Origin of the sequence: Nonomuraea rhodomycinica, from assembly GCF_013363995.1 — a bacterium.
Lineage (GTDB): Bacteria > Actinomycetota > Actinomycetes > Streptosporangiales > Streptosporangiaceae > Nonomuraea > Nonomuraea rhodomycinica.
Genome location: NZ_JABWGO010000010.1, coordinates 334542 through 358108, shown reverse-complemented (window position 1 = coordinate 358108; position 23567 = coordinate 334542). Strand labels below are relative to the sequence as shown.

Sequence of the window (23567 nt, the reverse complement as noted above, 5' to 3'; positions counted from 1 at the left end):
CACAGCATGATCCACGCCCGGGCACTGACCCGAGTGTTCACCGTCAAGAAGGAGACCGTCCACGCCGTACGCGGCATCGACCTCGACGTGGAGGCCGGCAGCCTCGTCGCCCTCCTCGGCCCCAACGGGGCCGGCAAGTCCACCACTCTGCGCATGCTCACCACGCTGCTCCCGCCGAGCTCCGGCACCGCGACCGTCGCCGGTCACGACGTCGCCCGCGAGCCCGCCCGGGTGCGCGCCCGCATCGGCTACGTCGGCCAGAAGAGCAGCGCCGGCGAGAACTTCCAGGTCCGCGACGAGCTCGTCAGCCAGGGCCGCTGCTACGGCATGACGACCGCGGCGGCGGCCGGACGCGCCGACGAGCTGCTGGACCTGCTCGGCCTGCGCGCGCAGGCCCGCCGCAAGCCGGGCACGCTGTCGGGCGGCCAGCGCCGCCGCCTCGACATCGCGCTCGGCCTCGTCCACCGGCCCGACCTGCTCTTCCTGGACGAGCCGTCCACCGGCCTCGACCCCAGGAGCCGTGCCGACATTTGGGAGCACATCACGCGGCTGCGCGAGGTGTACGGCACGACGCTGTTCATGACCACGCACTACCTGGAGGAGGCCGACACCATGGCCGAGCGGGTGGTGATCGTGGACGGCGGCCGGATCATCGCCGACGGCACGGCCGGCCGGCTGAAGAACGAGCTGGCCGGCGACCACATCACGGTCACCACCCGGACGGAGGCCGAGGCGGCGACGGCGGCCACCGTGGCCCGCGCGATGACCGAGACGCCGGCCCGCGCGACGCCCGAGACGCCGGCCCGCGCGATGACGGAGACGCCGGCGACCGCCTCCGGGTCGGCCCGGCAGGCCCCGGACGGCGTCACCGTGGACGGGACGACCGTGCGGGTGCGGGTCGCCCGCGCCCCCGCCGCCCTGCCCGCCTACCTGCGCGCGCTGGAGGAGGCGGGCGTCCAGGCCGCCACCGCCGAGACCGCCCGCCCCACCCTCGACGACGTGTTCCTCACCCTCACCGGGAGAAGCCTCACCGATGACGACCTTCCTGCGTGACACCGCCATCGTCTTCAGCCGCGAGATCACCCCGTCGTTGCGCGCGCCGGCCGGGCTGGTGCTGGAGATGGGGCAGCCGCTGGTGTTCCTGTTCCTGTACGGGGTGCTGCTGGACGGGGCGGTCGGCTCGTCCTGGCAGTGGTTCGTGCCCGGCATCCTCGTCATGATGTGCCTGACCGGCCCGATGGGCGCCGGCCACACGATGCTGGTGGAGCTGATCGGCGGCTCGCTGGAGCGCCTCCTGGTCACCCCGCTCGACCGCACGGCCATGCTCGTCGGCCGGACCATGAAGGTCACCGTGGTCCTGCTCTGCCAGGCCGTCCTCATCGTCGTGCTGGCGCTGCCGCTCGGGTTCCGGCTGTACCCCGCCGGGGCGGTGGCCGGGATCGCGATGCTGCTGCTGTTCGCGACGGGGCTGGGGGCGCTGTCGTTCGTGCTGGCCATCAGGTCGGCGCCGGACGGCACCCTGTTCTGGCTCGTCACGCAGGCGCTGCTGTTCCCGCTGCTGCTGATGTCCGGCGTCTTCCTGCCGATGGACGGCGGGCCGGAGTGGCTGCGGGTGGTGGGGGGCGTCAACCCCGTCGCGCACGTCGTGAACGCGCAGCGCGCGCTCTTCTCCGGCGACCTCACCCACCCGTCGGTCCTGTCCGGCATGGTCGCCGCGGCGCTGGTCGCCGCGGTCGGGCTGGTCGCCGGCACTCGCGCCCTGCGCAAGGGCGTCTGACCCGCGCCCTGCGCGTCAGGGGCTGATCGCCAGGAACAGGAACGCGGCGAACAGCCCCAGGTGCACCCCGCTCTGCAACAGCGTGGCGCGTCCCGGGACGACGGTCAGCGTGGAGACCGCCACGGTCAGCGCCAGCAGCACCATGTGCGTGCCGCCGAGGCCGAGCACCAGCGGCCCCTCCAGCCAGATGGACACGACCGCGATGGCCGGGATCGTCAGCCCGATGCTGGCCATCGCGGAGCCCAGCGCCAGGTTCAGGCTGATCTGGATCTGGTCGCGGCGGGCCGCGCGCACCGCGGCGATGGTCTCGGGAAGCAGCACCAGCAGCGCGATGACGACGCCGACGACGGCCTGCGGCAGCCCGGCGTTCGCCACGGCCAGCTCGATGACCGGCGACTCGACCTTGGCCAGGCCGACGACGGACACGAGGGCCGCGAGCAGCAGCCCGAGGCTGACCAGCGCCGTCCGCCCGGACGGCCTCGGGGCGTGCTCCTCCGCGCGGCCGTCGCCCCGCGTGTGCGGGGTGGCCACGGGCAGGAAGTAGTCGCGGTGCCGTACGGTCTGGGTGAGGACGAACAGCCCGTACATCGCCAACGACACCACGGCCGCGAACCCGAGCTGGGCCGGGGAGAAGGCGGGCCCGCGCGCGCTCGTCGTGAACGACGGCAGGACCAGGCTGAGCGTGCTCAGCGTGGTCACCGTCGCCAGCGCGCCGCCGGTGCCCTCGGCGTTGAAGACCGCGACGCGGCGCCGCAGCGTGCCGGTGAGCAGCGACAGCCCGACGATGCCGTTGCACGTGATCATCACGGCGGCGAACACGGTGTCGCGGGCCAGCGACGCCGTCCTCTCCCCGCCCGACAGCATGAGGCTGACGATCAGCGCGACCTCGATCACCGTCACGGCCACCGCCAGCACCAGCGACCCGAACGGCTCGCCGACCCGATGCGCGATCACCTCCGCGTGGTGGACGGCGGCCAGCACGGCCCCGGCCAGCAGCAGGGCCACCAGGACCCCCGTGACCGCGGACACGCTCCGCCCCCAGGTGAGCGCCAGCGCGGCCAACGCCAGCGCCGGAACGGCCACGGTCCACCATCGTGCGATATGACGACGCATATAGGGTGTTACGCCCTTTCTTTCGCAGAAACCACGGCAATCACTCTCAGCATGCCCGTTTCATGCGAAATGTCGCCGAAGCTCAGCAGCGCACCGCGGTCACCGTGGCGCCGGGGGGAACCTCCAGCGTGGTGGCGGAGCCGTCGGGGAAGGCGGCCGTCCACGTGTACGTCACCTGGCCGGACAGGTTGGTGAGCGTGGTGGCCTCCCCGCCGTCGTGGCGCACCGCGACGCGGCCCCGCCCGATCGGGACGCCGCTGACGGCGGCCCAGCCGATCTCCGCGGGCAGCCGCGAGAGGGTGGACAGCGCGTTCGCCGGCGCGTCGGGCCGGACCCCGAGCAGGCCCGCCACCACCTGGCTGACCAGCGTGAACGAGACCTCGGGATAGTCGCCGTTGAGCCCGCCCGCCACGTGCCCGCCGGTGCGCGCGTGGAAGATCTCCCGCATCCACCGCCAGGCCGCCTCCGGCCTCCCGTTGCGGAAGAAGACGTCGGGCAGGTACGTCCACGCCTCGACGTTGGCGGGCCGGCCCGGGCCGCTCGCCTGCGCGTCGACGTAGTCGAGGTAGGCGGGGTCGTCGCGCAGGCCCTTCAACGGCATGAAGAAACTGTTCTCGGCGCCCCAGCCGGTGACCGGCCGGCCGTCGAGGGTGAAGCCGCGGGCGCCCTTCCAGTCCTGCTCGTAGTGGCGGCGCAGCTCCGCGGCCCGCGTCTCGAACCGGTCACCGTCCTCGCCGCGCGCCCTGGCCAGCGCGGCCATGGCCAGGTGGGCGGCGTACTGCGTGGCCAGGCCGTCGCCGGCCACCGCCAGCGGCTCGCCGCCCAGCTCGTTGTAGCTGGCGACGCCCTCGAAGATGCTCGTCCCGCGCGCGGTGGCGGGCAGGGCGATGGCGTTCGCGCAGTAGTCGCGCAGCACGGGGTCGTGGACGTAGGCGGCGTCCCCGGTCCAGCGGTGGAGCTCCGCCACGCACTCCACCAGTTCGAAGACCGCGGGCACCTCCCGGACGAACTCGCCGGGCCCGCGGTAGTCGATCGACAGGTACGAGCCGTCGAAGTTGAACGCCCAGACCGGGCGGTGGCCGTGCTCCGCGGTGGCCGAGGCGGCGAAGCGGCGCAGCATCGTCAGGTTGGCCTCGGCCAGGCCGAGCAGGTGCGCCCCCGCCGCCTGGTGGACGAAGTCGCGCAGGTAGAAGCCGCTGCGGTGGGCGTAACCGGCCCAGTAGGACGGCAGGTAGACGCCCTCGCCGGTGCCCAGCGGGCGGTGCTCGTCGACGTTGACGGGACCGCGCGTCCCGCCGGGGTGGGCCCAGCGCAGCGCGCGGTCACGCGCCCACGAGAACATCTCCACGAGCTCGTCGTGGCCGGAGGCCACCATGAGATCGTCGTGGCCGGATTCACAGTGCATCAGGGGGTCCCAAGCTCGGGCGGATCACCGGCTCGCCGGGGAGGACGAGCCCGGCCCGCGGGGTGACGCCGTCCTCGACGATCTGGAGGAGGCGGCTGATCAGGGCCTTCGCGATGCGGTCCAGCGGCAGCCGCACCGTGGTCAGCGCCGGCTGGAGCCACGCGGTGACCGGCAGGTCGTCGAAGGCGGCCACGGCCAGGTCCGTGCCGATCTCCAGCCCCTCCGCGCGCGCCACGGTGTAGACGCCGAGCGCGAGCCAGTCGCCACCGGCCACGATCGCGGTGGGCCGGTCGCGGCCGGTCAGCAGCGCGCGGGTGGCCTTGACGATCTCGCCGGGGTCGTCGCCCGGCGCGGAGTAGACCTGCCCGGCCAGGCCGTGGCGCCGCACCCCGGCCAGGAACCCGTCGCGCCGGTCGTCCATCCACGGCAGCCCGGAGGAGGAGGCCAGGAACGCCACCCGCCGGTGGCCCCTGGCCGCCACCAGGCCGACCATGTCGATCACCGCCTGCGCGCTGTCGACGTCCACCCACGACTGCGGCTGGTCGGGCCCGGTCCGGCCGAAGGCGGCGAACGGGAAGCCGGCCCCGGTCAGGTGGGCCAGGCGCGGATCGTCGCGCAGCACGTCCGACAGCAGGAAGCCGTCCACGGTCCGGGCGGCGATCAGCTCGTCGAGCGCCTGCTCCTGGCTCTGGCCGGGGCGCGGGCGTACGAGCAGGACGCGGTATCCCGCCTCGCCCGACGCCGCCACGACCGCTTCCAGGAAGCCGCCCATGAGCGGGTTGGGGTTGGCCGGGTCGTCGACGGGCGCCGGGTAGGCGATGATCCGCCTGGTGCCCGATCTCAGGCTGCGGGCCGACTGGTCGGGGCGGTAGCCGAGCTCCTCGATGACCGCGGAGACCCGTTCGAGGGTCTCCGGCTTCAGCCGGTGCGGGGCGTTGAGGGCGTTGGAGATCGTCTGGCGGGACACGCCGGCCACCCGGGCGACGTCCTCGACGGTGACCCCGCGTTCGCGTGGCCGGCGCGCCGCCACTCAGTCTCTCCTCAGCGTGAGCAGGCCGCCCGTGGGCACCTCGACGACGCTCGCCCCGGGCTCCGGCGAGAGCTCGGCCGTCCGGACCAGGCTCCCGCGGCAGTCGCGGACCTCCACGCGCGCCGGGCCCGCGCCGAAGAGGACCACGCGCGGGTCGGTGGCGGCGTTGGCGACGAGCAGGTCGCCGGACTCCGGCACCTCGACGGGCAGCGGCGCGTAGCGCGCGACGATCGTGGCCCGCTCGTCACGGGCCCGCACCAGCGGGTAGCCGTGCTCGGGCTGCTCGGGCTCCAGCGTGCCCAGTTGCAGCGTCTCCAGGTGGTCGCGGAAGACGCCCAGCCAGAACCGGAGCGTGTCGAGCTGGTCGGGCCGCTGCGCCGCCAGGTCCACCGAGATCTGCGGCACCGAGAACAGCACGTTGATCAGGTGGACGGCCACCTGCTCCGCGGGCTCGTCCGGATGCCACAGGAGCATGTCGGAGTGGACGGCCACGGGGCCGGCCGCGAGTCGCAGGTCCACGGTCCGCTGCCGGTTCTCCTGGGGGCTGAGCGGGCAGTCGGTCGCCCTGACCATGTTCGCGTACGGCCACAGGCCGGGGCTGGTGTACGGCTGGCGGTGCTCGACGAGCAGCTCCGGCCGGACACGGCGCAGCCGCGCGTCCAGGTCGCGGAGCAGCCGCCTGACCCCCTCGTCCACCTCGGCGCAGTCGGCGCCGTCGGCCGGGGCCGGGTCGCCGCCCGGCGTCGCGAAGCGGTCCACGAAGTCGATCTTCAGGCCGTCCATGCCCCATGCCTCGACCGCCTGGGCGAGCCGGTCGATGAGGAACTCGCGCACCTCCGGGTGGCGCGGGTCCAGCACGGCGGCGTCCATGTGGTCGAGGTAGCGCAGGCACCTGCCCTCGAAGCGCTCGAAGGCGGCGTTGTGCTTGCCGACGAACGGCAGGGCGTACCAGAGCATGTACGCCATGCCCAGCTCGCGCACCCGAGCCACATGCCCCGACATGTCAGGGAACGTGGTGGTGTTCGGCTCCCAGTCGCCGCAGAAGGCGTAGCCGCGGGCCCGGTCGGCGGTCTGCCAGCCGTCGTCCACGATGATCGTCTCGCAGCCCAGCTCCTTGGCCAGCCTCGCCTGGAGCTCGACGGACTCGGCGCCGACCTCCTGGTGCATGCTGTACCACGTCGAGTAGACCGGCAGCCGGGCGCGGTCCGGAGTGGGCGGCAGGTCGCCCGCCTCCGCCTGCCACCAGGCCGCCGTCCCGGCCACCGCCGCGGAGAACGGCCGCTCCGACAGGTCCAGCCGGAACCGCAGCCCGTCGCCGTGCAGGGTGAACGCGAACTCGCCCGTCTCCTCGATCACCCCGCCCGTGAAGCTCACCGGCGCCACCGGCTCGGCCACGCCCACCGTGCAGACGTTGGCCCCGGCCGCGCCGACGAGCGAGACCACCGGCGCGCCCGCGGTCAGCCGCGCCGTCAGCGGCGCGTTCCAGATCGGGGGCACCCAGCGGGCGCCGCCGATCGGCGTCCAGAACGCGCTGACGCCCACGCACGGCACCCGCCACTGCGCGGCCGTGGCGTCCGGCGCGTCGATCAGCCACACGCCGTCGGCGACCTCCCTCACCTCCGCCCCGGCCGCTCCGGCCAGGGCCAGTTCGATGGCGCCGGCCCGTACCGTGCTCGTCTCGCCGAGCGCGTAGGGCTCCCAGACCTGCATGCTTATCCCTTCGTGGCACCGGCCAGCAGGCCGGAGATGAACTGTTTCTGGAGGACGAGGAAGAGGATCATCATCGGCAGCGAGGAGATCGCGGTGCCCACCATGACCTGGCCGAAGTCGGTCCTGGCCTGCGCCTGCAAGGTCGCCAGGGCGACCGGCAGCGTGAACATCTCCGGGGTCCGCAGAGCGATGAGCGGCCACAGGAAGTCGTTCCACGCCCCGAGGAAGAGGAAGACGCCCAGCGCCGCCAGCACCGGGCGCATGACCGGGACCACCACCCGCCACAGCACGCGCAGCTCGCCCGCCCCGTCCACCCGGGCGGCGTCCAGGAGCTCGTCCGGGATGGCGAGCAGGGACTGCCGCATGAGGAAGATGCCGAACGGGACCGTCAGGTTGGGCAGGATCAGCGCCGGGAAGCTGTCGATCAGATCGAGGTCGTTCATCATCTCGAAGATCGGGATGATCGTGACGCCGCCGGGGATCACCAGCGTGGACAGCAGCAGCACGAAGAACGCGTTCCTGCCGCGGAACTCGAACTTGGCGAAGGCGTACCCGGCCAGCAGCGCCACGACGATCGCGATCGAGGTCTGCACGACCGCGACGAACAGCGTGTTGCCCAGCACGTGGACCAGGCCGATCGACTCCTCCAGCTTGGCCGTGTTCGCCCCGAGCTGGTCGCCCGGATAGAACTTCGGCGTCTCGGCGAAGATCTCCGAGTTGGCGTGGGTGGCGGCCATCGCCAGCCAGTAGAACGGCCCGACGCACAGCGCGAACACCGCGGCCAGCACGAACGTCAGCGCCCAGCCCTTCACTTCTTGCCTCCGGTGAGCTTGAGCTGGAGCAGTCCGAACCCGGCGACGATCAGCGTGAGCGCGTAGGCGATCGCCGCGGCGTAACCGAAGTCGAAGTAGCGGAATCCGTTCTCGTAGAGGTACAGCGAGATGGTGAGGGTGGAGTTGTCCGGGCCGCCGCCGGTGATCACGAACGGTTCGTCGAACAGTTGCAGCGTGCCGATCGTGGACAGCACGACCGTCAGCAGCAGGATCGGCCGCAGCTGCGGAACCGTGATCGACCAGAACCGGCGGACCGCCCCGGCGCCGTCGACCATCGCCGCCTCGTAGAGCTCCTTGGGGATGCTCTGCAGCCCGGCGAGGTAGATCACCGCGTTGTAGCCGGTGTAGTGCCAGGTGAGTGCGATGACGATGGCGATGCGGGCCCAGAAGGGGCTGCCCAGCCAGTCGATCGCGTCGACGCCGAAGATGCCGAGCACCCAGTTGAGCAGGCCGGAGTCCTTGCTCAGGATCACCGAGAACATCACGCCGTAGGCGACCAGGCCGGTCAGCGACGGCATGAAGACGCCCAGCCGCCACAGGCCGCGCAGCCGTAGGAGCGGGGAGTTGAGCCCGAGCGCCAGCACCAGCGCGAGCAGCAGCATGATCGGCACCTGGACGACCAGGATCAACGCGGTGTTCCACAACGCGGTCCAGAACAGCGGGTCGTTCACCAGCCGGACGTAGTTGTCCAGCCCGACGAAGGTGCGAGCCGCGCCCGCGCCGGTGGTCAGGCTGATGTACAGCGCGGCGAGGATCGGGTACGCCTTGAAGGCTACGAAGCCGAGCAGCGCGGGCAGGATCAGCAGGTAGGGGATGTTCCTCTTGGTGATCAGCGGCCGATGCGAGCGGGGCGAGCCGCCACCCTTGGTGGCGGCCTCCCGGGTCATCGTGAGCGTCATCCCGCGAGCTTCCTGCCGGTCTGCTGCGCGAGCTGCTGGGCGGCGGTGGCCAGGGTCGCCGCCGGGTCGGCGCCCTTGGTCAGAACCTGCGTCTGGGCGTCGCTGGCGATCTTCAGGGCTCGGGCGTAGTCACTGGAGTAGAAGGTGGCGTCGGCGCCCTCGGTCAGCGAGTCCACGAACGTCTTGAGCGCGGGCTGCCCGCCGAAGTACTCCGTCGGGGCGGAGAACACCGGGTCGGAGTAGGCCGCGGTCAGGGCGGGGAAGACGCCGCCCTCCTTGAAGACCTTGTTGATGACCTCGGGCTTGGTCAGCGCGTACTCGATGAACTTGAACGCCTCGGCCTGGTGCTTGCTGGTGCCGGAGATGGCCAGGTGCGTGGAGTTGACGATCGCGGTCCGCTTGCCGCCCGGGGTGACCGCCGGCGGCTGCATGACCCGCCACAGACCCTTCTGCTCCGGGCGCATCTCCGGGATGTAGCTCGCCGCCCAGGCCGCCCACGGCAGCACGGCCAGCTTGCCACTGCTGATCAGCTTCTTGGCGGTGCCCTCGCCGGAGGTGTCGGCGACGATCCCGGCGTCGTTCATCTTCTTGATCAGAGTCATCGCCTGTACGGCGGGCGCCGAGCTGAGTGTGACGTCGCCCTGCTGGTTGAAGTAGAAGGCGCCCTGCTGCTGCAGGAGCGACTGGTAGAAGTCCATGTCCATGCTGCCGGCGGCCGGCTTGTTCAGGCCGATGAGGGACGCCCCGGTCTTCTCCTTGAGCTTCTTGCCCGCTTCGATGGCGTCGTCCCAGGTCCGGATCGCGGCCGCGTCGATCCCGGCCTTCTCGAAGAGGTCGGAGCGGTAGAAGAAGCCGATCGGGTTGACCTCCCAGGGCATCGCGTAGACGCCGCCGTCCTTGCCGGTGACCGTGGGCCACAGCCCCTTGGCGAAGGCGTCCTTGTACTTACCGGCGCCCAGCTTGTTGAGGTCGGCCAGGCCACCGGGGAACTTGTCCACGTAGCTGGGCAGGTAGTCGATGCCGATGTGCAGGATGTCGCCGAGACCCTTGCCACCCGCCGCCATGCCGACGGTGATCTTCTCCCAGATGGCCGGGTTGCCGATCACCTGGACGTCGACCTTGATGTTCGGGTTGGCCCGCTCGAAGTCCTTGGCGACGGCGGCCAGGCCGTCCGAGGCGGGCTTCCAGCTCCACACGGTGATCTTGACCGGCCCGCCGCTCTCCGCCTTCTCCCCACCGCCGCCGCAGGCGGCGAGGGTGAGGGTACCGGCGAGGGTGAGCGCGAGGACTCCACGACGGTTGATCATGCGCGTGCTTCCTTTCGGGGGATGAGCGCCGCGTCGGATATGAACGTTCAAACGATCTTCTACCTGGCTACTCAGGGCAGGCGAGGGGATGTTTGCCGGCCAATCGGCGGGCGACTTGGGGGTTAAGGTATTTGATCGTTCATATTGCGCGCAAGAGTCCGCGTCGAGAACGGAGGACGGCCGGCAGTCCGGCGGCGAGGCGGTCGTAGTCCTCGGGCGTGTTGTAGATCTGCGCCGACAGGCGGAGCAGCCCGACCGGCTCGATCTTGATCTGGCAGCCGAGGCGGTCCAGGATCTCGGCGCAGAGCGCGTCGGCCTCCGCCTTGGTCGGGCCCAGGCCGGACGCCAGCCGGACCACCCGCATCGGCACGCCGGGGTGGCCCACGTCGGTCTGCGAGCACTCCTCCCGCGTCCCCGGGGCGTCCGCGCACAGGCCGGCCTCGTGCAGGGACTCCGCCACGACCCGCTGCCCGTAGGCCGCCAGCGCCGTGTTGTGCGCGCGCACCCGTTCGAGCCCGAGCCGTTCCAGCAGGTCGAGCCCGTACGGCGCGGCCAGCAGGGCGGTGTAGTCACGCGTGCCCTGGAACTCCACCGCGTCCGGGAACCCCTCGCCGTAGGAGACGACCAGCGGCCTCACCCGGCCCCGCCAGCGCGGCGCGACGTGCAGCAGCGCCGCCGGGCGCGGCGCGAACGCCCACTTGTGCAGGTTGCCGACCCAGAAGTCGGCGTTCACCGCGTCGAGGTCCACCGGCAGCATCCCCGACGCGTGGGCGCCGTCCACCACCGTGACGACGTCCCGCGCGGCCAGTTCCCCGGCCAGCCGGGCGACCGGCAGGAGCCGGGCCCCGGCCGAGCTGACGTGGTCGAGGACCGCGACCCGGGTCCGCGCGCCGACCCCGCCGAGGACCGCCGTCACCGGATCGTCGCCCAGCGCCACCCTGACCAGCCTCGCCCCGCTCTCCCCGGCCCGCCGGCGCAGCGCACGCTCCACCGCCGCGTACCCGTGGTCGGTGTAGAGGATCTCGTCGCCCGCCGCGAGCGGCACCGACTCCAGCGCCACGGCGACCCCCTCGGTGGCGTTGGCGACGAAGGCCGCTCCGGAGCTGTTGAGGAAGGCGGCCACCCGCTCCCGCGCCGCGGCCAGGCGCGCGGGCAGCCGGGCGAAGAACCGGTCGGGCATCCGCTCCATCTCCGCCCGCAGCTCCGCCTGCCGCTCCTGCACCTCCACCGGCACCGCGCCGTACGAACCGTGGTTGAGCTGGATCACCTCCGGGTCCAGCGAGAACAGCTCCCTCGCCCCGGGAATCGGCGTCGTCTCCACAAGTCCTCCCAGATCGTCCTGTCCGACATCGCGGATGATATGAACGTTCACAGGACCTAGGATGACGGAGCCATGGCCGCGCCCCCGCACGGAGGAGGAGAACCCGAGCATGCCGGCGCAACGGCCCCGCGGGGTCAGCATCCAGGACGTCGCGCGGGCGGCCGGCGTGTCCCGGCAGACCGTCTCCAACGCGCTCAACGCCCCGCACAAGCTGCGCCCCGACACCCTCGAACGGGTCACCGCGCTGATCGAGGAGATGGGCTACCGTCCCGACCAGTCGGCGCGCAGCCTGCGCTCCGGCACACGCCGGATCATCGCCTACACCACCCCCGAGACCGACCCGGACAACCCCAACGCGCTGATGAGCGGCTTCCTGGAGGCGATGGTCGCCGCCGCCGGCGAGGCGGGCTACCGCATCCTGCTGGTGCGCCCCCGCCCCGGCCAGAGCAAGGCGCGGGCGCTGGAGGACGTCATCGCCGCGCGCACGGCCGACGCCATCCTGCTCTCCGACGTGCTGGAGGACGACCCGTGCGTGGACTACCTGCACGAGACGGGCTTCCCCTTCGCGGTCTTCGGCCGCACCGGGCCCGGCAGGCCCCAGGCGTGGGTGGACGTCGACTCGGCGCAGGCGATGATCGACATGGTGGGCCTGCTGTCGTCCCACGGCCACCGGCGGGTGGCCTACCTCGGCACGTCGGCGGCGCTGCCCTGGCTGCGGCACCGGGAGGCCGGCTTCCGCATCGGGGCGCGTCGCTTCGGCCTGGCCGGCCACGAGGCGTTCGTCGACGGCCTGGACGAGGTGGTGGCCGTGGCGCGTGACCTGCTGAACCGCTCGCCCCGCCCCACCGCCCTGGTCCTGGACGACGACTGGCTGGCGCCCGGCGCGTACGCCGCCGCGCAGGCCGAGGGGCTGACCGTCGGCGCCGACCTCGCGGTGACCGGGTTCAACGACATGCCGTACACCCGGCTGCTCCAGCCGGCGCTGACGACCGTCCGGCTGCCGCTGCGGCGCATCGCCGACGCCCTGGTGAGCCGGCTGCTCCAGAGCGTCGAGGAGGGGGCGCCGCCCGAGGCCGGGCTGCTGCTCGCGGGCGACCCGGTGCTCCGGCCGAGCATGACGACCCTCGCGTAGGCGGTGCGCCGCCGAACGGCCCTCCCGGTGGACAATGAGGCCATGACCCGTGTCCTCGCGTCCATCACCGTGCCGTGGATCCCCGCACCGCACCGCCTGGAGGTCGCGCTGACCCGGAGGCTGCCGCCGGTGGAGCAGACCACCTCCGCCTTCGCGTTCGTCCTGGACGCCGCGGGCCGCACACTGCTGACCCGCGTCGGCCGCGAGGGGCGCGGCTGGGACGTCCCGGGCGGCCACCTCGACCCGGGTGAGCGGGCCGCCGAGGCCGCCTCCCGCGAGTTGGCCGAGGAGACCGGCCTCGCGCTGCCGCCCGAGCGGCTGTCGGTGTTCGCCTGGCAGCGCATCGAGCTGACCGGTCCCGCCCCGGCCGGCTACCGCTACGCGTCGCTGACGTACATGGTGATGTTCGAGGCCCGCCTCGCCGAGCCGGGGCCGCCCACCGCGCCGCCCGCCGGCTCGGAGAGCACGGGCGCCGAGTGGCTGCCGCCCGACGAGGTCGAGCGGCGCTGCACCGGCCAGGTCTGGCTGACCGCCCACCGCGCGCTGCTGGCCCGCGACTCCCCCTGAGCGCGGCAGGGCGCCGGCCGGTCGAACCGGTCGGCGCCCTCTTGAGATCAGGCCGTGCCCGCGGGGGTCACGAGCAGTGCTCGAACCCGCTGTCGTAGGTGTACGAGCCCGCCTTGCCGCCCCACTTGACGCACTTGTCGGCGGCGGCGGCGATCACCGGCCCCGCGTAGTACGAGAAGTTGCCGCTGTCGGTGACCCGGGTCTGGCCCTGCACCTCCAGGTAGGCGCTGGTGGCCGTGGCCTGGCCGAGCGAGCTGGTCTTGATCGTGGCCACGCAGTTCCTGCCGCTGGTGGAGTTGTAGAGCAGGTAGACGTTGCCCGCCGTGCCGAGGGGCGCGGAGTCGATGACCTTGTAGCCGCTGCCGCAGACCGACTCGGGGGTGTGCGGGTTGGTGGGCCCGCCGCCGCCGTTGACGTAGCTCATGTACGTCGTCCAGTTCCAGTACGGACCGGGGTCGGTGTGGTCGGCCGTGGGCACCTCGTTGTGCCCGATGATGTGGGCGCGGTCCTTCGGGATGCCGTAGCGGTCGGCGATGTTGCGGGTCAGCGCGGCCGAGGAGCGGTACATCGCGTCGGTGAACCACGACGCCTGATCCACCCAGCCCTCGTGCTCGATGCCGACCGAGCGGCGGTTGTAGTCGCCGGCGTGGAAGGCCCGGTCCTTCTCCCTGACCATCTGCGTGACGGCGCCGTCGGAGGAGCGGACGACGTAGTGCGCGGAGGTCGGGTTCGGCCGGGGCCCGGTCTGGAACCAGTCGATCGTCCCGGCGTACGTGCCCTGCGCGACGTGGATGACGATCCGGTCGATGGCGTCACTGGTGGGCCGGTCGGAGACGGCGTAGTTGGAGCTGTGGGCGGGCACCCAGGTGGCCCCGGGGTAGTCCACCGTGGCCGCGGCGAGCGTGGCGTTCTCGCCGAGCTGCTTGACCTTGGCGTACGAGCCGCGGTCGGGCTCCACGGCGCGGGGCGCCACCTTCACGGTCTCGCCGTCGGGGGTGGAGGCGCTGACGCCGCCGCCGAGGAGGTCGTACACGGTGTCGGCGTACAGCCTGGCCACCTCGGGCTGGGAGGCGTTGCCGTACTCGGCGACCACGGAGTACCACTTCGCCGGGTCCTTGCGCGCGTCGGCGCCCAGCCCCAGCTCGTCGGCCAGGGCGCGCAGCACGGCGGCGCCGCCGGTGATGTTGGCCGTGGTGTCGCTCTTCAGGGTGGCCACGGGCAGCTTCGTCAGCGTGGCGGCCCGCTCCAGCGAGTGCGTCCTGGGGTTGCTGACCAGGTGCATCACGCCGTAGCCGCCGGAGGCGCTGGGCTTGCCGCCGTGCCCGTCGAGGTGGGTCTCGGCGTACGCGACCGACACCAGCAGGTCGCGCGGCACCTCGTACGCGGCCGAGGCCCGCGCGAAGGCGTCGGCGACGGGAGCGGCGGTGGCGGCGCCGGCCGGTTGCCCGATGAGAAGCGAGAGGGGGATGATCGCGCCCGCTAACAGCGCGGCCGGACGGCGGAGACGAGCCTTCACGTGTTTCTCCTCAACGTTACGTCGGAGGACTCCCACGACCGCCGTCCCCGGCCTCGGCCGGCGCCGCGTCGGCCGAGCCCCCGAAACGCTCCTGCTGGCGACAAGCGTGATCGCGGCCCGCATAAAGAACGTCCAGAGAACGCACACGCCCGTCAGGCCCCTCCGGGGGACCGTACGATCATCTTCGGCAACCGGTTCGGGGGGAGCGTGTGGACGAGAGCGTGTCGCTGGCCCAGCTCACCCGCCGCCTCGAAGAGGTGGTCGGCGTGCTGGGCGGCGTCCCCGTGGAGGTCGAGCGGGTGGAGGACAACGAGCGCGTCCGGCGGCAGATCCTGCACCTGGCCGGCTCGTGCCGGGAGCTGCGCGCCCTGCAGCCGGTGGGCTCGACGGACCAGGGCCGGGAGGAGCAGCGCAGCCGGCTCGACGTGCTCGGCGCCCTGCGGCGCGGCATGAGGATGCGCACGGTCGTCCACTCCAGCGTCCTGGACGACGAGCTCAAGGCGGCCCGGATCAGGGAGCTGCACGCCGCCGGCGACCTGCACCGGGTCACCGACGAGCAGGTGCAGCAGCTCCTCGTCTTCGACCACGCCGTGGCGTTCCTCCGCATCACCCCTGTCGCGTACTCGCCCGGAGCCCTGGTGATCAGGCAGCAGAGCCTCATCACGGCCCTCATCGACCTGTTCGAACTGACCTGGGCCCGGGCCAGGGAGGTCACCGAGCCGACGCATCGGCTGACCCCGCGCGAGCGCGAGGTGCTCGCGCTGATGGCCGAGGGGCGCTCCAACGGCGCCGTCGCCCGCGCCCTGTCCATCACGGAGGCGGCGGTCGGCAAGCACGTGGCGAGCCTGTTCGCCAAGCTGGAGCTGCCGGCGACCCAGGACGACAACCGGCGGGTGCTGGCCGTGCTCGCCTACCTTCGCGGGGCGGCGAGGTAGGGCGAGACCGACCCCGTGCTCGCCCCAGCCCCCGTGCGGCCGTGGCCCGGCCGCCGATTCAATGAGCGTCATGCAACGAATGAACGGATTGTTGGTGGGCGCCGTCTTCGGCGCGGTCTTCGTGGTCGTCAACGCCCGGAGCCCGCTGAACACCGGGGCCGCCGACGTCCTGCGGGTGGCCGCCTGTCTGGGGGCCGCGGCCGTCGTGGCCATGTGGTTCGCCACGGTACGGAAGGAGCGGTCCGCCGCGGAGGCGGGAGGGGAGCGGCCGGCCGCGGAGGCGGGAGGGAAGCGGCCGGCCGCGGAGGCGCGGAAGGGCATGTTCGGCCGCGGATACCTGATCATCGTGGCGGCCGAGGTGCTGCTGCTCTTCGGCGGGCTGCGGGTGCTGGCCCTCCTCGACCGTCCGGAGCAGGGCAACGTGGCGTGGGTGGCGTTCGTGGTGGGCGTGCACTTCGTCGCGCTGGCGCCGGTCTGGAAGGACTGGAGCATCGCCGTTCCCGGCGCCGTCCTCACCGTGCTGGGGGTGGCGGGCCTCGTCCTGGCCTCGACGCCGGCCGTCTCCTGGGTACCGCTGCTCAGCGGCATGCTGTCGGGGGTGGTGCTCGTGGCGGGCTCCGTCACCTTCGGGTGGCGCTCTCTTGTCGGTGCCTCCTGATTGTGTGGTCGCCACTGATCACACGACTGTAGGAGTACGGATGGAGCGGCGGTTCCCGGCGGAGGACGAGGAACGTCTCTGGAGCCTGCTGGAGGCGGCGTGGGCGCCTCTGGGCGGCGAGGTCGGCCAGGCGCGATGGGCGCTGGCGAACCAGATGGCCGGTGACGACCTCAGCGGCCCCACTCCGTTCACGGTGGTGGAGGCGGCCCTCGACGACTTCCTGAGCAACCTGCGCTTCATCAGCGGGAAGTTGCCGTCGGACGAGCTCACGCGCCTCGACCGGGTGGTCGAGGCCAAGCTGTACGACCTCGACCGGGCCGACCTCCATGGGGTCGTCGGGGGCTCCGACGACGGTTTCCTGTACGCCCGCGGCTTCGTGGTGGCGCTGGGCCGCGACTTCTACGCCGCCGTGGCCGACGACCCGAAGGCCGCGGTGCCCGACGCCGAGTGCGCGGAGATGTGTTACTTCTTCGCCCACCTCCACCATCGGCGCCACGGGGACTTCCCCGACACCGGGTCGGGGATCAGCCGCGAGTCGTGCTCCAACGCGGCGGGCTGGCGCGACTCCTAGCCGCCCGAGGCCCCTTGCCCGGGACAGGCAGCTTGTCCCGGGACAGGTTGTCCCGGGACAAGGGGGCCGGCGTCCGGGACCCGATCAGGGACGCGCGCCCCTGCCGGCCCGGGACGGCCAACGCCGATCGTGGACACCGTCACACCCCGACGGCCCCCACAGGAGGCACTCATGGACGCGCGCATCACCGACGAGCCGGCCAAGGCCCGCACGGACCTTCCCCCGGCCGCTCCCCCGGCCGGCGTCAACGGATCGCGACCGGCCAACCGGTCGCGACCGGCAGGCGGATCCGGAGCGGCCGGCGGATCGGGAACGGCCGGCGTGGCGCGGCCGGTGGGGGCGGCGCGGCCGGTCGGCGCCGCCGCCGTCCGGCGCGCCGGCGCCGGGCTCACGGCCGGTGCGCTCACCTGGGCGACGGCCATCTCCATCTTCGGCTCGACCGGCGTCGGCGTGGGCGAGCGCGTCGTCGACCTGACCGGCCTGTGCTTCCAGCTCGGCGTGTTCTGCCTGCTGTGGGTGCAGCTGCGCACCCGGGCCATCGGCACCTCCCGCGCCGCCGCCATCGCGCTCCGCGTCGAGGCGGTCGTGCTCGGCGTGGCCTCCGTCTGGTCGCTGCTGCACGGCGTCCTGCCCGACGACCTCAAGAACGCGGCCTGGCTGGCACCGCTCGACCTGTGCTGGCCGCTGTCGATGCTCGGCATGGCCGCCATCAGCGTGAAGCTCGCCACCGCGGGCCGGTGGAGCGGCCTGCTGCGCTGGTGGCCGCTGGTCGCCGAGAGCTGGGCGGTCGTCACCGTCCCCAGCTTCCTGCTGGTCGGCGAGGACCTGTCCCGCTGGGTGGGCGCCGGCCACCTGGTCATCGGGTACGCGGCGCTCGGGCTGATGCTCGTCGCCCGGCCGGGCCAGGTCCTGGGCTCCCCCGCTTCCGGAAGGGCCTGATCCGGTGGAGTTCCGAGTCCTCGGACCGGTTGAGGCGCGCGACGACACGGGCCGGGCCGCCGCCCTAGGCGGCCCCCGCCCGCGCACCGTGCTGGCCCGGCTGCTGGCCGTGCCGGGCGCGGTGGTCTCCACCGACGCCCTGCTCCACGCGCTGTACGGGGACATGCCGCCGCCCAGCGCCCTGCCGTCGCTGCACTCGTACGTGTCCCATCTGCGCCGCGCGCTCGAACCCGGGCGCCGGCCGCGCTCCCGGCCGGCCCTGCTGGTCAGCCGCCCGCCCGGCTACCTGCTGGCGACCGAGCAGGTGGACGCCGTCCGCTTCACCGCGCTCGTGGACCAGGCGGAACGGCAGCCGCCCCGCGCGGCCCTGGCCTGCCTGGAGGAGGCGCTGCACCTGTGGCGGGGGCAGCCGTACGCCGAGTTCGACGACCAGCCGTGGGCGGTCGCGGAGGTCAGGCGGCTGAACGAGTCGCGTCTCGTCGCCGTGGAGCGGCACGCCCGGGCGCTGCTCGCGCTGCGCCGTCCCGATGCCGTGATCGCGACGCTGGAGGCCGAGACGACGGCCAACCCGCTGCGCGAGCGGCTGTGGTGCCTGCTGGCGCTCTCGCTGTACCGTACGGGCCGGCAGGCGGAGGCGCTGGGCGTGCTCCGCCGGGCGGGACGGCTGCTGGCCGACCAGCTCGGCCTCGACCCGGGCCCCGAGCTGAGGGCCCTGGAACGTGACATCCTCCACCACGCCGACACCCTGGGCGCGGACCTCCACCCGGCCGCGGAGCACGACACCGTCACACTGACCCCCGCCCCGGCGCCTGCTCCCGCACCCGCTCCCGGTCCCGCACCCGCTCCCGGTCCCGCACCCGCTCCCGGTCCCGCACCCGCTCCCGGTCCCGCACCCGCTCCCGGTCCCGCTCCCGCTTCCCCGCTCCGCGAATGCGCCCTCCGCCGGCCGGCGGCCTTACGCCGCGCGGGGGGCGCCGGACCAGAATTGTCGGTCCGGGGCCGTACTGTGTGCCGGTGGCGGCACCCGTGAACCCGCCCGCCACCTCCGCACACCCCGAACGGCACGAATCGAGGCAGGACCTTGAGCACGGTCATCTCCCACGACGGCACGGTCATCGACTACGACCGCTACGGTGACGGGCCCGCGATCATCTTCATCGGCGGCGCCACCCAGTACCGCGCCATCGACCAGAACACCGCGGAGGTCGCGCGGCGGCTCGCCGACGAGGGTTTCACCGCGATCGACTACGACCGGCGCGGACGCGGCCGGTCCGGCGACACCGCGCCCTGGGCGCTGGAGCGGGAGGTCGAGGACGTCGCGGCGCTGATCAAGGCGGCCGGCGGCACCGCGACCCTCTACAGCAGCTCGTCCGGGGCGACCGTGGCGCTGGCCGCCGCGCAGGCCGGCGTCGGCGTCACCGCGCTCGCCCTCTACGAGCCGCCGCTGTTCGCCGGCCTCGACCACGGCACGCACCTCGACACGATGCGCGCCCTGCTGGCCGAGGGCAAGCACGACGAGGCGATGCGCTACGAGATGACGGCGGTGTTCGGCGTGCCGGCCGAGGCCGTCGAGGGCATGGCCCAGGGCCCCGGCTGGGCCGACCTGGTGGCGGTCGCCCCCACGCTCGTCTACGACCTCGCGTCCGTCCACGACGTCAACACCGACCCCGACTGGGCCGGCCGCTGGTCCTCGGTCACAGTGCCGGCGATCGTGTACTCGGGCACCGAGACCTTCCCCGGCATGCCGGAGGCCGCCGACGCGGTGGCGGCCGCCCTTCCCGACGCCACCCGCCGCGTCCTGCCCGGCCAGGGCCACGGCCCTTCCCCCGACGCCATCGTCCCGGTGCTCCTGGAGTTCCTCCGCTGAGGAGGGCGTGCGATCATCGTGCCCATGACATCGTCCCGAAAGGGCCATGCCGCGTAGGCGTCCCTCGGAGGTCCGTACGCGGAGATCGTCGTGCGGCGCCCACAGAGACCTGATCCACCATGTCCCCGGGCTCGGCCGTCGTCCCATGGGCGCGGTGATCGCACTCGAACACACCCGGATGTGGCCGGGCGCCGTGGCGGACGCCCTGGTGGCCTGGCAGCACGCGACCCTGCCCGGCACCGCCGACCGCCTCTTCCACAGGTGCCTCTGCGACGAGTGCACCGGCGACGCGCCTCGCCGGCGGCTGCAGCAGGCTCTCCTCGCCCTGCCGCCGTGGGCGGGACGACAGCTGTACGCCCTGGTGCTCCCGATCGACCGGTACTCCATCAGCCGCCGGTGAGGCGCTACCTACGGCCGCGCAGCAGCGTCACGGTGAGCCAGACGACGGTGGGCAGCAGGAGGAGCACCACCTGCACGACCACGATGAGGAAGACGTCGTAGTGGGGCGTGCTCATGAAGGCGTCGTCGTTCTCCACGGCGCGTGGCTACCGGCAGGAGTCCTGGCGCGGAGCCGGTCCTGGGAAGCGCGACGCGACAACCACGCCGCCAGCTCGGCGCACCACTCCTCCTCACGCTCCATGCTGACCCACGCGAGTGAGCCGGCCGGCAGGCCGCCCTCCCAGTAGGTCAGGTGCCTCGGCGCACAGAGCGAAGACCTCGTGCGGGGCGACGGCGGGATCCGGCTCGACGAGCGTGTGGCACCACCAGGCATCCAGGAACTCCCGCACCGCGGCGGCTTGATCAGCGGGCCACTGCCACCACTTTCCCCGCGCGAACGAGAGCCCGGCCCCCTCCATGCCGAGGACAGGCTCGACACTTCCTGCGACCAGGGCCCTGGAGAACTGGGGCAGGATGCGGCGGAGCACGGCCGCGTGGTCGTCCCAGTCGGGTGCCTCCCACGTGCGACGCAGCAGGTCGGCGTGGAGCTCTACGTCCGGCACCTTCAACAGGGCGAGCTCCGCCGCGCTGCCCCAGTGGCACTCACAGTTGTGCTCGTCGGGGCGGGCGGTCATGCCGCGGAACGTGACGGCCACGCGGGTCAGCGCCGCGTCGAGCCGACGTCGTGCGGGGGTCGGGTCCGGCTCCGTCATGAGCGATCGCCTTCAGGGACTCCGGAGGGCCGCGCCGACCGAAGGTCGCCACCTTAGTCGGCCGCAGATGAGCGATCAAGCTCGACGTGATGTGCCGCCGCTTCGCGCGACTCGCGCCAGGTCACGCCGAGAACAGCGGCGATGGCCGCGGTGAGGACGGGAAGACCGGCGACGAGCACGGCGATCGCCGGCCACGGGGTCTCGAAGGGTACCCGTGGCGGCGCGTCCCATTCGGACGACTCCGTCAGCGGCCACACCAGTCGCAGGCCCATGACGCACCCGGCGGCCGCGCCCACCACCGTTCCGCAAACCGCCACGAGCCCCGCACGACAGGCGACGAACCACCGCAGGCTCGCCGTCGATGCGCCGCCGACCCGCAGCAGCACACGTCTCGACCGGGAGTCGGCAGGCGTCCTGCGGGTCGCGGTCAACGCAGCCCCGAGGGCGAGGGCCAACGCCGCCCCGGCGAAGACCTTCCAGCCCCCCGGGGCCTGGAACCCTCGCTCGATGTAGGTGGTTCCCGATTCACCGAGCCGGCGATCGAGCCGCTCCTGCTCCTCCGCCGTGGTGCGGTGGACGGAGGGGTCGATGACCAACTCCTCGGGCTCCGGCCGACAGCCGAGATCCCGCACGGCCCGCACCGGGATGAAGATCTTCTCCTCCTGCGGGTCGGCGGATCTGGCGGCGATCGCGGGAAGGATCTTGCTGGTTGACGACGCGCCGCAGTCGCCGTAGTCGATCGTCACCTTGTCGACGTCCGTGTCATCAGCCGTGATCACCACGGCCGTGTCCTCGTCGTAGGGCGTCGACGGGGCCGCGGTGAGATAGCGGAGCAGCGCCTCGTCACCGATGACCACGGCCGAGGTGCCGCTCTCCAGGTCCGGTGCGTCCACATCGACGATGTCCAGGCTCAGAAATCCGGAATTCGGCAGGCGATAGCTCTGCGCGATCGGCACCTCGGGTAGCTCCTGCTGGACGACCCTGCCCACAGCCGCCGCCTGCTCCGGCGAGGGCCAGGTCACCACGAGAGCGCCGGAGCGGGCCTGTGGACGGTACGCCGCTCTGTCCTGCTCCACCTGGGCCGTCCCGACGATCATGAACGTGAGCGCGAGTGCCGTCGCACTCGCCGTCGTCGCCGCCGCTGCCGCTGCCCGGCGCCCGGCCGCGCCGTGAGCCGCCAGGCGGATCGGCGGCGTCAGCCGTACCGCCGGCCTCCCGAGCAGGACCAGCAGCCATGAGACGAACGGGCCGATACCGAGGAGGAGCAGTGCCGCACCCGCCAGGGCCGCGAGAACGGTGAGGGCCAGACCGCCGTCGTCGTAGGGCGTGTAGTGGCGCGTGGGCCGCGTGACCACCAGCACCACGATGCCGACGGTCGACAGAACCGCTCCCCAGGCCAGATGGGGCCGGCTCACGCGGGCATGACGGCTGCTGGGGGCGGAGCGAACCGCGAGCGCCACGGAGCCGCACACGGGGGCCGCGGCGACGCACAGGATCGTCACCATCAGCGCCGCGTTGAGCACCGCCAAGATCACTTGCTCCATAGCCGGATCGTACGCAGCGCCGAACGGACGCGGTGATCTCGCGGCTCCGGGGCCTTCCGAGGCGCGGCTGCTGCGCGTCAGCGGCGCCACGTACCAGTTCCGGCACCGCGAGCCGCAGGACTTCCTGGCGCCGCCCGGCCGGGAAATGTGATCGACAAGGCCGGCGCCGTCCGCCTAGGGTGCGGGCCATGACGGACATCCCCATCGCGAATCGGTGCGAGTGCGGCGCCACGGCCGGCCCGCTGGGCGTGTGCGCGGACTACTATCACGGGATCCTGGCCGAGGAGCAGGCCGATCCGCGGATGTACAGCTGGCACGCGCCGGTGGTCTGCGCGTACCTCCTGCAGCACCCCTCCCGGGCGCGCGAGAAGTACCTGGACGGCCAGTTCCGCCAGTTGCAGCTCTACGTGGACCAGGGCCTCGACGCGTTGCTGCGCGTGGCGGCTCATCAGGTGGCGCGGAACAGGCACGGGTCACGGTCGGGCTACGACATGGCACCCCTGGCGCCGTACGAGCCGCTCCCGCCGGGCGGACCTCCGGGGCGCTTCCGCGCCGCGTTCTCGGGCTTGCCTTACAGGGAGGGCAGCTTCGTGGCCGACGGGCACGAAGCGTACGGCCGCCGCATCCAGCTCATCGCCGAAGCGACGGTGGAGGCGTGGACCTCCCTCCGGGCCTGACGCACGCGGCGAGCCCGGCCGGGGGCCGGCGATCGCGGGGTGACCGACGATGAGCAGGAGGCGCTACGTCGCCCGAGGCGTTCCCGGGGGCTACCGGATCTGGGACAACAAGGCACGCCGCTGGTGGGGCGAACTGTACGAGCTGTGTCCGGACGATCTGCTCGCCGAGCTGAACGGCGCCCGCGACCACGCGAGGGTCACGGCCCTGCTCAGGCGTCACCGGGCCATGAGGCGATGAGCGCCCCTTGCTCTACAGCCTGTAGAGTGTGGCGCGATCGTGCGAGTGGGAAGGTGAGGCATGCTGCGCTGGTTCCGGGTCGTGGCGGTGGCCGAGGCGTGCTCGTGGGCGGGCCTGCTGGTCGGGATGTTCTTCAAGTACGTGGCCGCCACCGGCGAACTCGGCGTGAAGATCTTCGGGCCGATCCACGGGGCGCTGTTCGTGCTGTACGCGGCCGGCGTGGTGCTCTCGGCGCGGGAGGCCGGCTGGAGCCGGGGCGCGGTGGTGCTCGGCCTGGCGTGCGCGGTGCCGCCGTTCACCTCGGTGTGGTTCGAACGCCGGATGGCGGCGCGCACCCCGGCCGGACAGCCGGCCTGACCCCGGGCCGGACAGCCGGC

Annotated in this window: 26 protein-coding genes; 14 read left to right on the top strand and 12 right to left on the bottom strand. The window is 72.8% G+C overall.

Annotated features, from left to right (window positions below; genetic code table 11):
- The first annotated feature begins 6 nt into the window (after window positions 1-6).
- Window positions 7-1053, top strand: a complete 1047-nt coding sequence (locus tag HT134_RS33720; protein ID WP_175604515.1) for an ATP-binding cassette domain-containing protein — start codon at window positions 7-9, stop codon at window positions 1051-1053.
- Window positions 1034-1777 carry an ABC transporter permease gene (locus tag HT134_RS33715; protein ID WP_175604514.1) on the top strand — a complete coding sequence of 248 codons (744 nt, stop codon included), beginning with the start codon at window positions 1034-1036 and terminating at the stop codon, window positions 1775-1777. The genes HT134_RS33720 and HT134_RS33715 overlap by 20 nt, the downstream gene beginning before the upstream one ends.
- A gap of 15 nt (window positions 1778-1792) precedes the next feature.
- Here HT134_RS33715 and HT134_RS33710 read toward each other — a convergent pair whose 3' ends face one another.
- The 8 genes from HT134_RS33710 to HT134_RS33675 form a co-directional block, all read right to left on the bottom strand.
- The gene (locus HT134_RS33710) at window positions 1793-2860 is read right to left on the bottom strand and encodes a calcium:cation antiporter (RefSeq protein WP_217708664.1); all 1068 of its coding nucleotides are present in this window, start codon (window positions 2858-2860) and stop codon (window positions 1793-1795) included.
- 112 nt (window positions 2861-2972) lie between these two features.
- Window positions 2973-4295: a hypothetical protein gene (locus HT134_RS33705; RefSeq protein WP_175604512.1), complete on the bottom strand. Its 1323-nt coding sequence runs from the start codon at window positions 4293-4295 to the stop codon at window positions 2973-2975.
- Window positions 4285-5325, bottom strand: a complete 1041-nt coding sequence (locus tag HT134_RS33700; RefSeq protein ID WP_175604511.1) for a LacI family DNA-binding transcriptional regulator — start codon at window positions 5323-5325, stop codon at window positions 4285-4287. Before HT134_RS33700 ends, HT134_RS33705 begins: the two co-directional genes overlap by 11 nt.
- Window positions 5326-7035 carry a glycoside hydrolase family 36 protein gene (locus HT134_RS33695; RefSeq protein WP_175604510.1) on the bottom strand — a complete coding sequence of 570 codons (1710 nt, stop codon included), beginning with the start codon at window positions 7033-7035 and terminating at the stop codon, window positions 5326-5328.
- Window positions 7036-7037: 2 nt separating this feature from the next.
- Window positions 7038-7847 (bottom strand): carbohydrate ABC transporter permease, encoded by an 810-nt coding sequence (locus HT134_RS33690; protein WP_175604509.1) that lies wholly within the window; start codon window positions 7845-7847, stop codon window positions 7038-7040.
- Complete coding sequence (locus HT134_RS33685) at window positions 7844-8767, bottom strand: carbohydrate ABC transporter permease (RefSeq protein ID WP_217708663.1); 924 nt, start codon at window positions 8765-8767, stop codon at window positions 7844-7846. Before HT134_RS33685 ends, HT134_RS33690 begins: the two co-directional genes overlap by 4 nt.
- Window positions 8764-10074, bottom strand: coding sequence for an ABC transporter substrate-binding protein (locus HT134_RS33680; protein ID WP_175604508.1), 1311 nt, complete (start codon window positions 10072-10074; stop codon window positions 8764-8766). Before HT134_RS33680 ends, HT134_RS33685 begins: the two co-directional genes overlap by 4 nt.
- 139 nt (window positions 10075-10213) lie before the next feature.
- Window positions 10214-11395 carry an aminotransferase class V-fold PLP-dependent enzyme gene (locus HT134_RS33675; RefSeq protein ID WP_217708662.1) on the bottom strand — a complete coding sequence of 394 codons (1182 nt, stop codon included), beginning with the start codon at window positions 11393-11395 and terminating at the stop codon, window positions 10214-10216.
- Between the two features lie 61 nt (window positions 11396-11456).
- On the opposite strand from HT134_RS33675, the gene HT134_RS33670 reads away from it, so the two are divergent.
- Both HT134_RS33670 and HT134_RS33665 read left to right on the top strand, forming a co-directional pair.
- A complete protein-coding gene (locus HT134_RS33670) occupies window positions 11457-12527 on the top strand; it encodes a LacI family DNA-binding transcriptional regulator (protein WP_246366039.1) in 1071 nt (356 codons plus the stop codon).
- 42 nt (window positions 12528-12569) lie between these two features.
- Complete coding sequence (locus HT134_RS33665) at window positions 12570-13094, top strand: NUDIX domain-containing protein (protein WP_175604505.1); 525 nt, start codon at window positions 12570-12572, stop codon at window positions 13092-13094.
- Between the two features lie 67 nt (window positions 13095-13161).
- Here HT134_RS33665 and HT134_RS33660 read toward each other — a convergent pair whose 3' ends face one another.
- A complete protein-coding gene (locus tag HT134_RS33660; protein WP_175604504.1) occupies window positions 13162-14610 on the bottom strand; it encodes an N-acetylmuramoyl-L-alanine amidase in 1449 nt (482 codons plus the stop codon).
- A gap of 209 nt (window positions 14611-14819) precedes the next feature.
- Between HT134_RS33660 and HT134_RS33655 the strand changes: the two genes are divergently transcribed.
- The 7 genes from HT134_RS33655 to HT134_RS33625 all read left to right on the top strand — a co-directional run bounded on the left by HT134_RS33655 (window position 14820) and on the right by HT134_RS33625 (window position 19980).
- A complete protein-coding gene (locus HT134_RS33655; RefSeq protein ID WP_312888644.1) occupies window positions 14820-15545 on the top strand; it encodes a response regulator transcription factor in 726 nt (241 codons plus the stop codon).
- A 79-nt stretch (window positions 15546-15624) separates the two neighbouring features.
- Complete coding sequence (locus HT134_RS33650; protein ID WP_217708660.1) at window positions 15625-16203, top strand: hypothetical protein; 579 nt, start codon at window positions 15625-15627, stop codon at window positions 16201-16203.
- A 40-nt stretch (window positions 16204-16243) separates the two neighbouring features.
- On the top strand, window positions 16244-16774 hold the full coding sequence (locus HT134_RS33645) for a DUF4240 domain-containing protein (protein ID WP_175604502.1): 531 nt from the start codon (window positions 16244-16246) through the stop codon (window positions 16772-16774).
- Window positions 16775-16945: 171 nt separating this feature from the next.
- Window positions 16946-17713 carry a hypothetical protein gene (locus tag HT134_RS33640; protein WP_175604501.1) on the top strand — a complete coding sequence of 256 codons (768 nt, stop codon included), beginning with the start codon at window positions 16946-16948 and terminating at the stop codon, window positions 17711-17713.
- 4 nt (window positions 17714-17717) lie between these two features.
- Window positions 17718-18743, top strand: a complete 1026-nt coding sequence (locus tag HT134_RS33635; protein ID WP_175604500.1) for an AfsR/SARP family transcriptional regulator — start codon at window positions 17718-17720, stop codon at window positions 18741-18743.
- 51 nt (window positions 18744-18794) lie between these two features.
- Window positions 18795-19580, top strand: coding sequence for an alpha/beta fold hydrolase (locus tag HT134_RS33630; protein WP_175604499.1), 786 nt, complete (start codon window positions 18795-18797; stop codon window positions 19578-19580).
- Between the two features lie 154 nt (window positions 19581-19734).
- Window positions 19735-19980: a hypothetical protein gene (locus HT134_RS33625; RefSeq protein WP_175604498.1), complete on the top strand. Its 246-nt coding sequence runs from the start codon at window positions 19735-19737 to the stop codon at window positions 19978-19980.
- A gap of 4 nt (window positions 19981-19984) precedes the next feature.
- Here the strand turns inward: HT134_RS33625 and HT134_RS47260 are convergent, their stop codons facing one another.
- From HT134_RS47260 to HT134_RS33615, 3 genes are all read right to left on the bottom strand, one after another.
- Window positions 19985-20116 (bottom strand): hypothetical protein, encoded by a 132-nt coding sequence (locus HT134_RS47260; protein WP_281387803.1) that lies wholly within the window; start codon window positions 20114-20116, stop codon window positions 19985-19987.
- 93 nt (window positions 20117-20209) lie between these two features.
- Window positions 20210-20731, bottom strand: coding sequence for a hypothetical protein (locus HT134_RS33620; RefSeq protein ID WP_217708659.1), 522 nt, complete (start codon window positions 20729-20731; stop codon window positions 20210-20212).
- 53 nt (window positions 20732-20784) lie between these two features.
- Window positions 20785-22275, bottom strand: coding sequence for an ABC transporter permease (locus tag HT134_RS33615; protein WP_175604497.1), 1491 nt, complete (start codon window positions 22273-22275; stop codon window positions 20785-20787).
- Between the two features lie 188 nt (window positions 22276-22463).
- Here HT134_RS33615 and HT134_RS33610 point away from each other — a divergent pair, with 188 nt between their 5' ends.
- Genes HT134_RS33610 through HT134_RS33600 form a run of 3 tightly spaced genes read left to right on the top strand, consistent with a single transcriptional unit; the run spans window position 22464 to window position 23547 of the window.
- Window positions 22464-22952, top strand: coding sequence for a DUF5946 family protein (locus HT134_RS33610; protein ID WP_175604496.1), 489 nt, complete (start codon window positions 22464-22466; stop codon window positions 22950-22952).
- Window positions 22953-23001: 49 nt separating this feature from the next.
- On the top strand, window positions 23002-23190 hold the full coding sequence (locus HT134_RS33605; RefSeq protein ID WP_175604495.1) for a hypothetical protein: 189 nt from the start codon (window positions 23002-23004) through the stop codon (window positions 23188-23190).
- Between the two features lie 60 nt (window positions 23191-23250).
- Entirely contained in the window at window positions 23251-23547 is a 297-nt protein-coding gene (locus tag HT134_RS33600; protein WP_175604494.1) for a DUF3817 domain-containing protein, read from the top strand.
- Window positions 23548-23567: the final 20 nt, after the last annotated feature.

What these genes read in the sequence shown, in the direction of transcription:
- HT134_RS33670 (WP_246366039.1), top strand. Translation starts at nt 11,457, where the DNA reads ATGACGGAGCCATGGCCGCGCCCCCGCACGGAGGAGGAGAACCCGAGC.
- HT134_RS33600 (WP_175604494.1), top strand. Translation starts at nt 23,251, where the DNA reads ATGCTGCGCTGGTTCCGGGTCGTGGCGGTGGCCGAGGCGTGCTCGTGG.
- HT134_RS33680 (WP_175604508.1), bottom strand. Translation starts at nt 10,074, where the DNA reads ATGATCAACCGTCGTGGAGTCCTCGCGCTCACCCTCGCCGGTACCCTC.
- HT134_RS33650 (WP_217708660.1), top strand. Translation starts at nt 15,625, where the DNA reads ATGAACGGATTGTTGGTGGGCGCCGTCTTCGGCGCGGTCTTCGTGGTC.
- HT134_RS33695 (WP_175604510.1), bottom strand. Translation starts at nt 7,035, where the DNA reads ATGCAGGTCTGGGAGCCCTACGCGCTCGGCGAGACGAGCACGGTACGG.
- HT134_RS33605 (WP_175604495.1), top strand. Translation starts at nt 23,002, where the DNA reads ATGAGCAGGAGGCGCTACGTCGCCCGAGGCGTTCCCGGGGGCTACCGG.
- HT134_RS33685 (WP_217708663.1), bottom strand. Translation starts at nt 8,767, where the DNA reads ATGACGCTCACGATGACCCGGGAGGCCGCCACCAAGGGTGGCGGCTCG.
- HT134_RS33715 (WP_175604514.1), top strand. Translation starts at nt 1,034, where the DNA reads ATGACGACCTTCCTGCGTGACACCGCCATCGTCTTCAGCCGCGAGATC.
- HT134_RS33620 (WP_217708659.1), bottom strand. Translation starts at nt 20,731, where the DNA reads ATGACGGAGCCGGACCCGACCCCCGCACGACGTCGGCTCGACGCGGCG.
- HT134_RS33610 (WP_175604496.1), top strand. Translation starts at nt 22,464, where the DNA reads ATGACGGACATCCCCATCGCGAATCGGTGCGAGTGCGGCGCCACGGCC.
- HT134_RS33615 (WP_175604497.1), bottom strand. Translation starts at nt 22,275, where the DNA reads ATGGAGCAAGTGATCTTGGCGGTGCTCAACGCGGCGCTGATGGTGACG.
- HT134_RS33665 (WP_175604505.1), top strand. Translation starts at nt 12,570, where the DNA reads ATGACCCGTGTCCTCGCGTCCATCACCGTGCCGTGGATCCCCGCACCG.
- HT134_RS33720 (WP_175604515.1), top strand. Translation starts at nt 7, where the DNA reads ATGATCCACGCCCGGGCACTGACCCGAGTGTTCACCGTCAAGAAGGAG.
- HT134_RS33640 (WP_175604501.1), top strand. Translation starts at nt 16,946, where the DNA reads ATGGACGCGCGCATCACCGACGAGCCGGCCAAGGCCCGCACGGACCTT.
- HT134_RS33705 (WP_175604512.1), bottom strand. Translation starts at nt 4,295, where the DNA reads ATGCACTGTGAATCCGGCCACGACGATCTCATGGTGGCCTCCGGCCAC.
- HT134_RS33645 (WP_175604502.1), top strand. Translation starts at nt 16,244, where the DNA reads ATGGAGCGGCGGTTCCCGGCGGAGGACGAGGAACGTCTCTGGAGCCTG.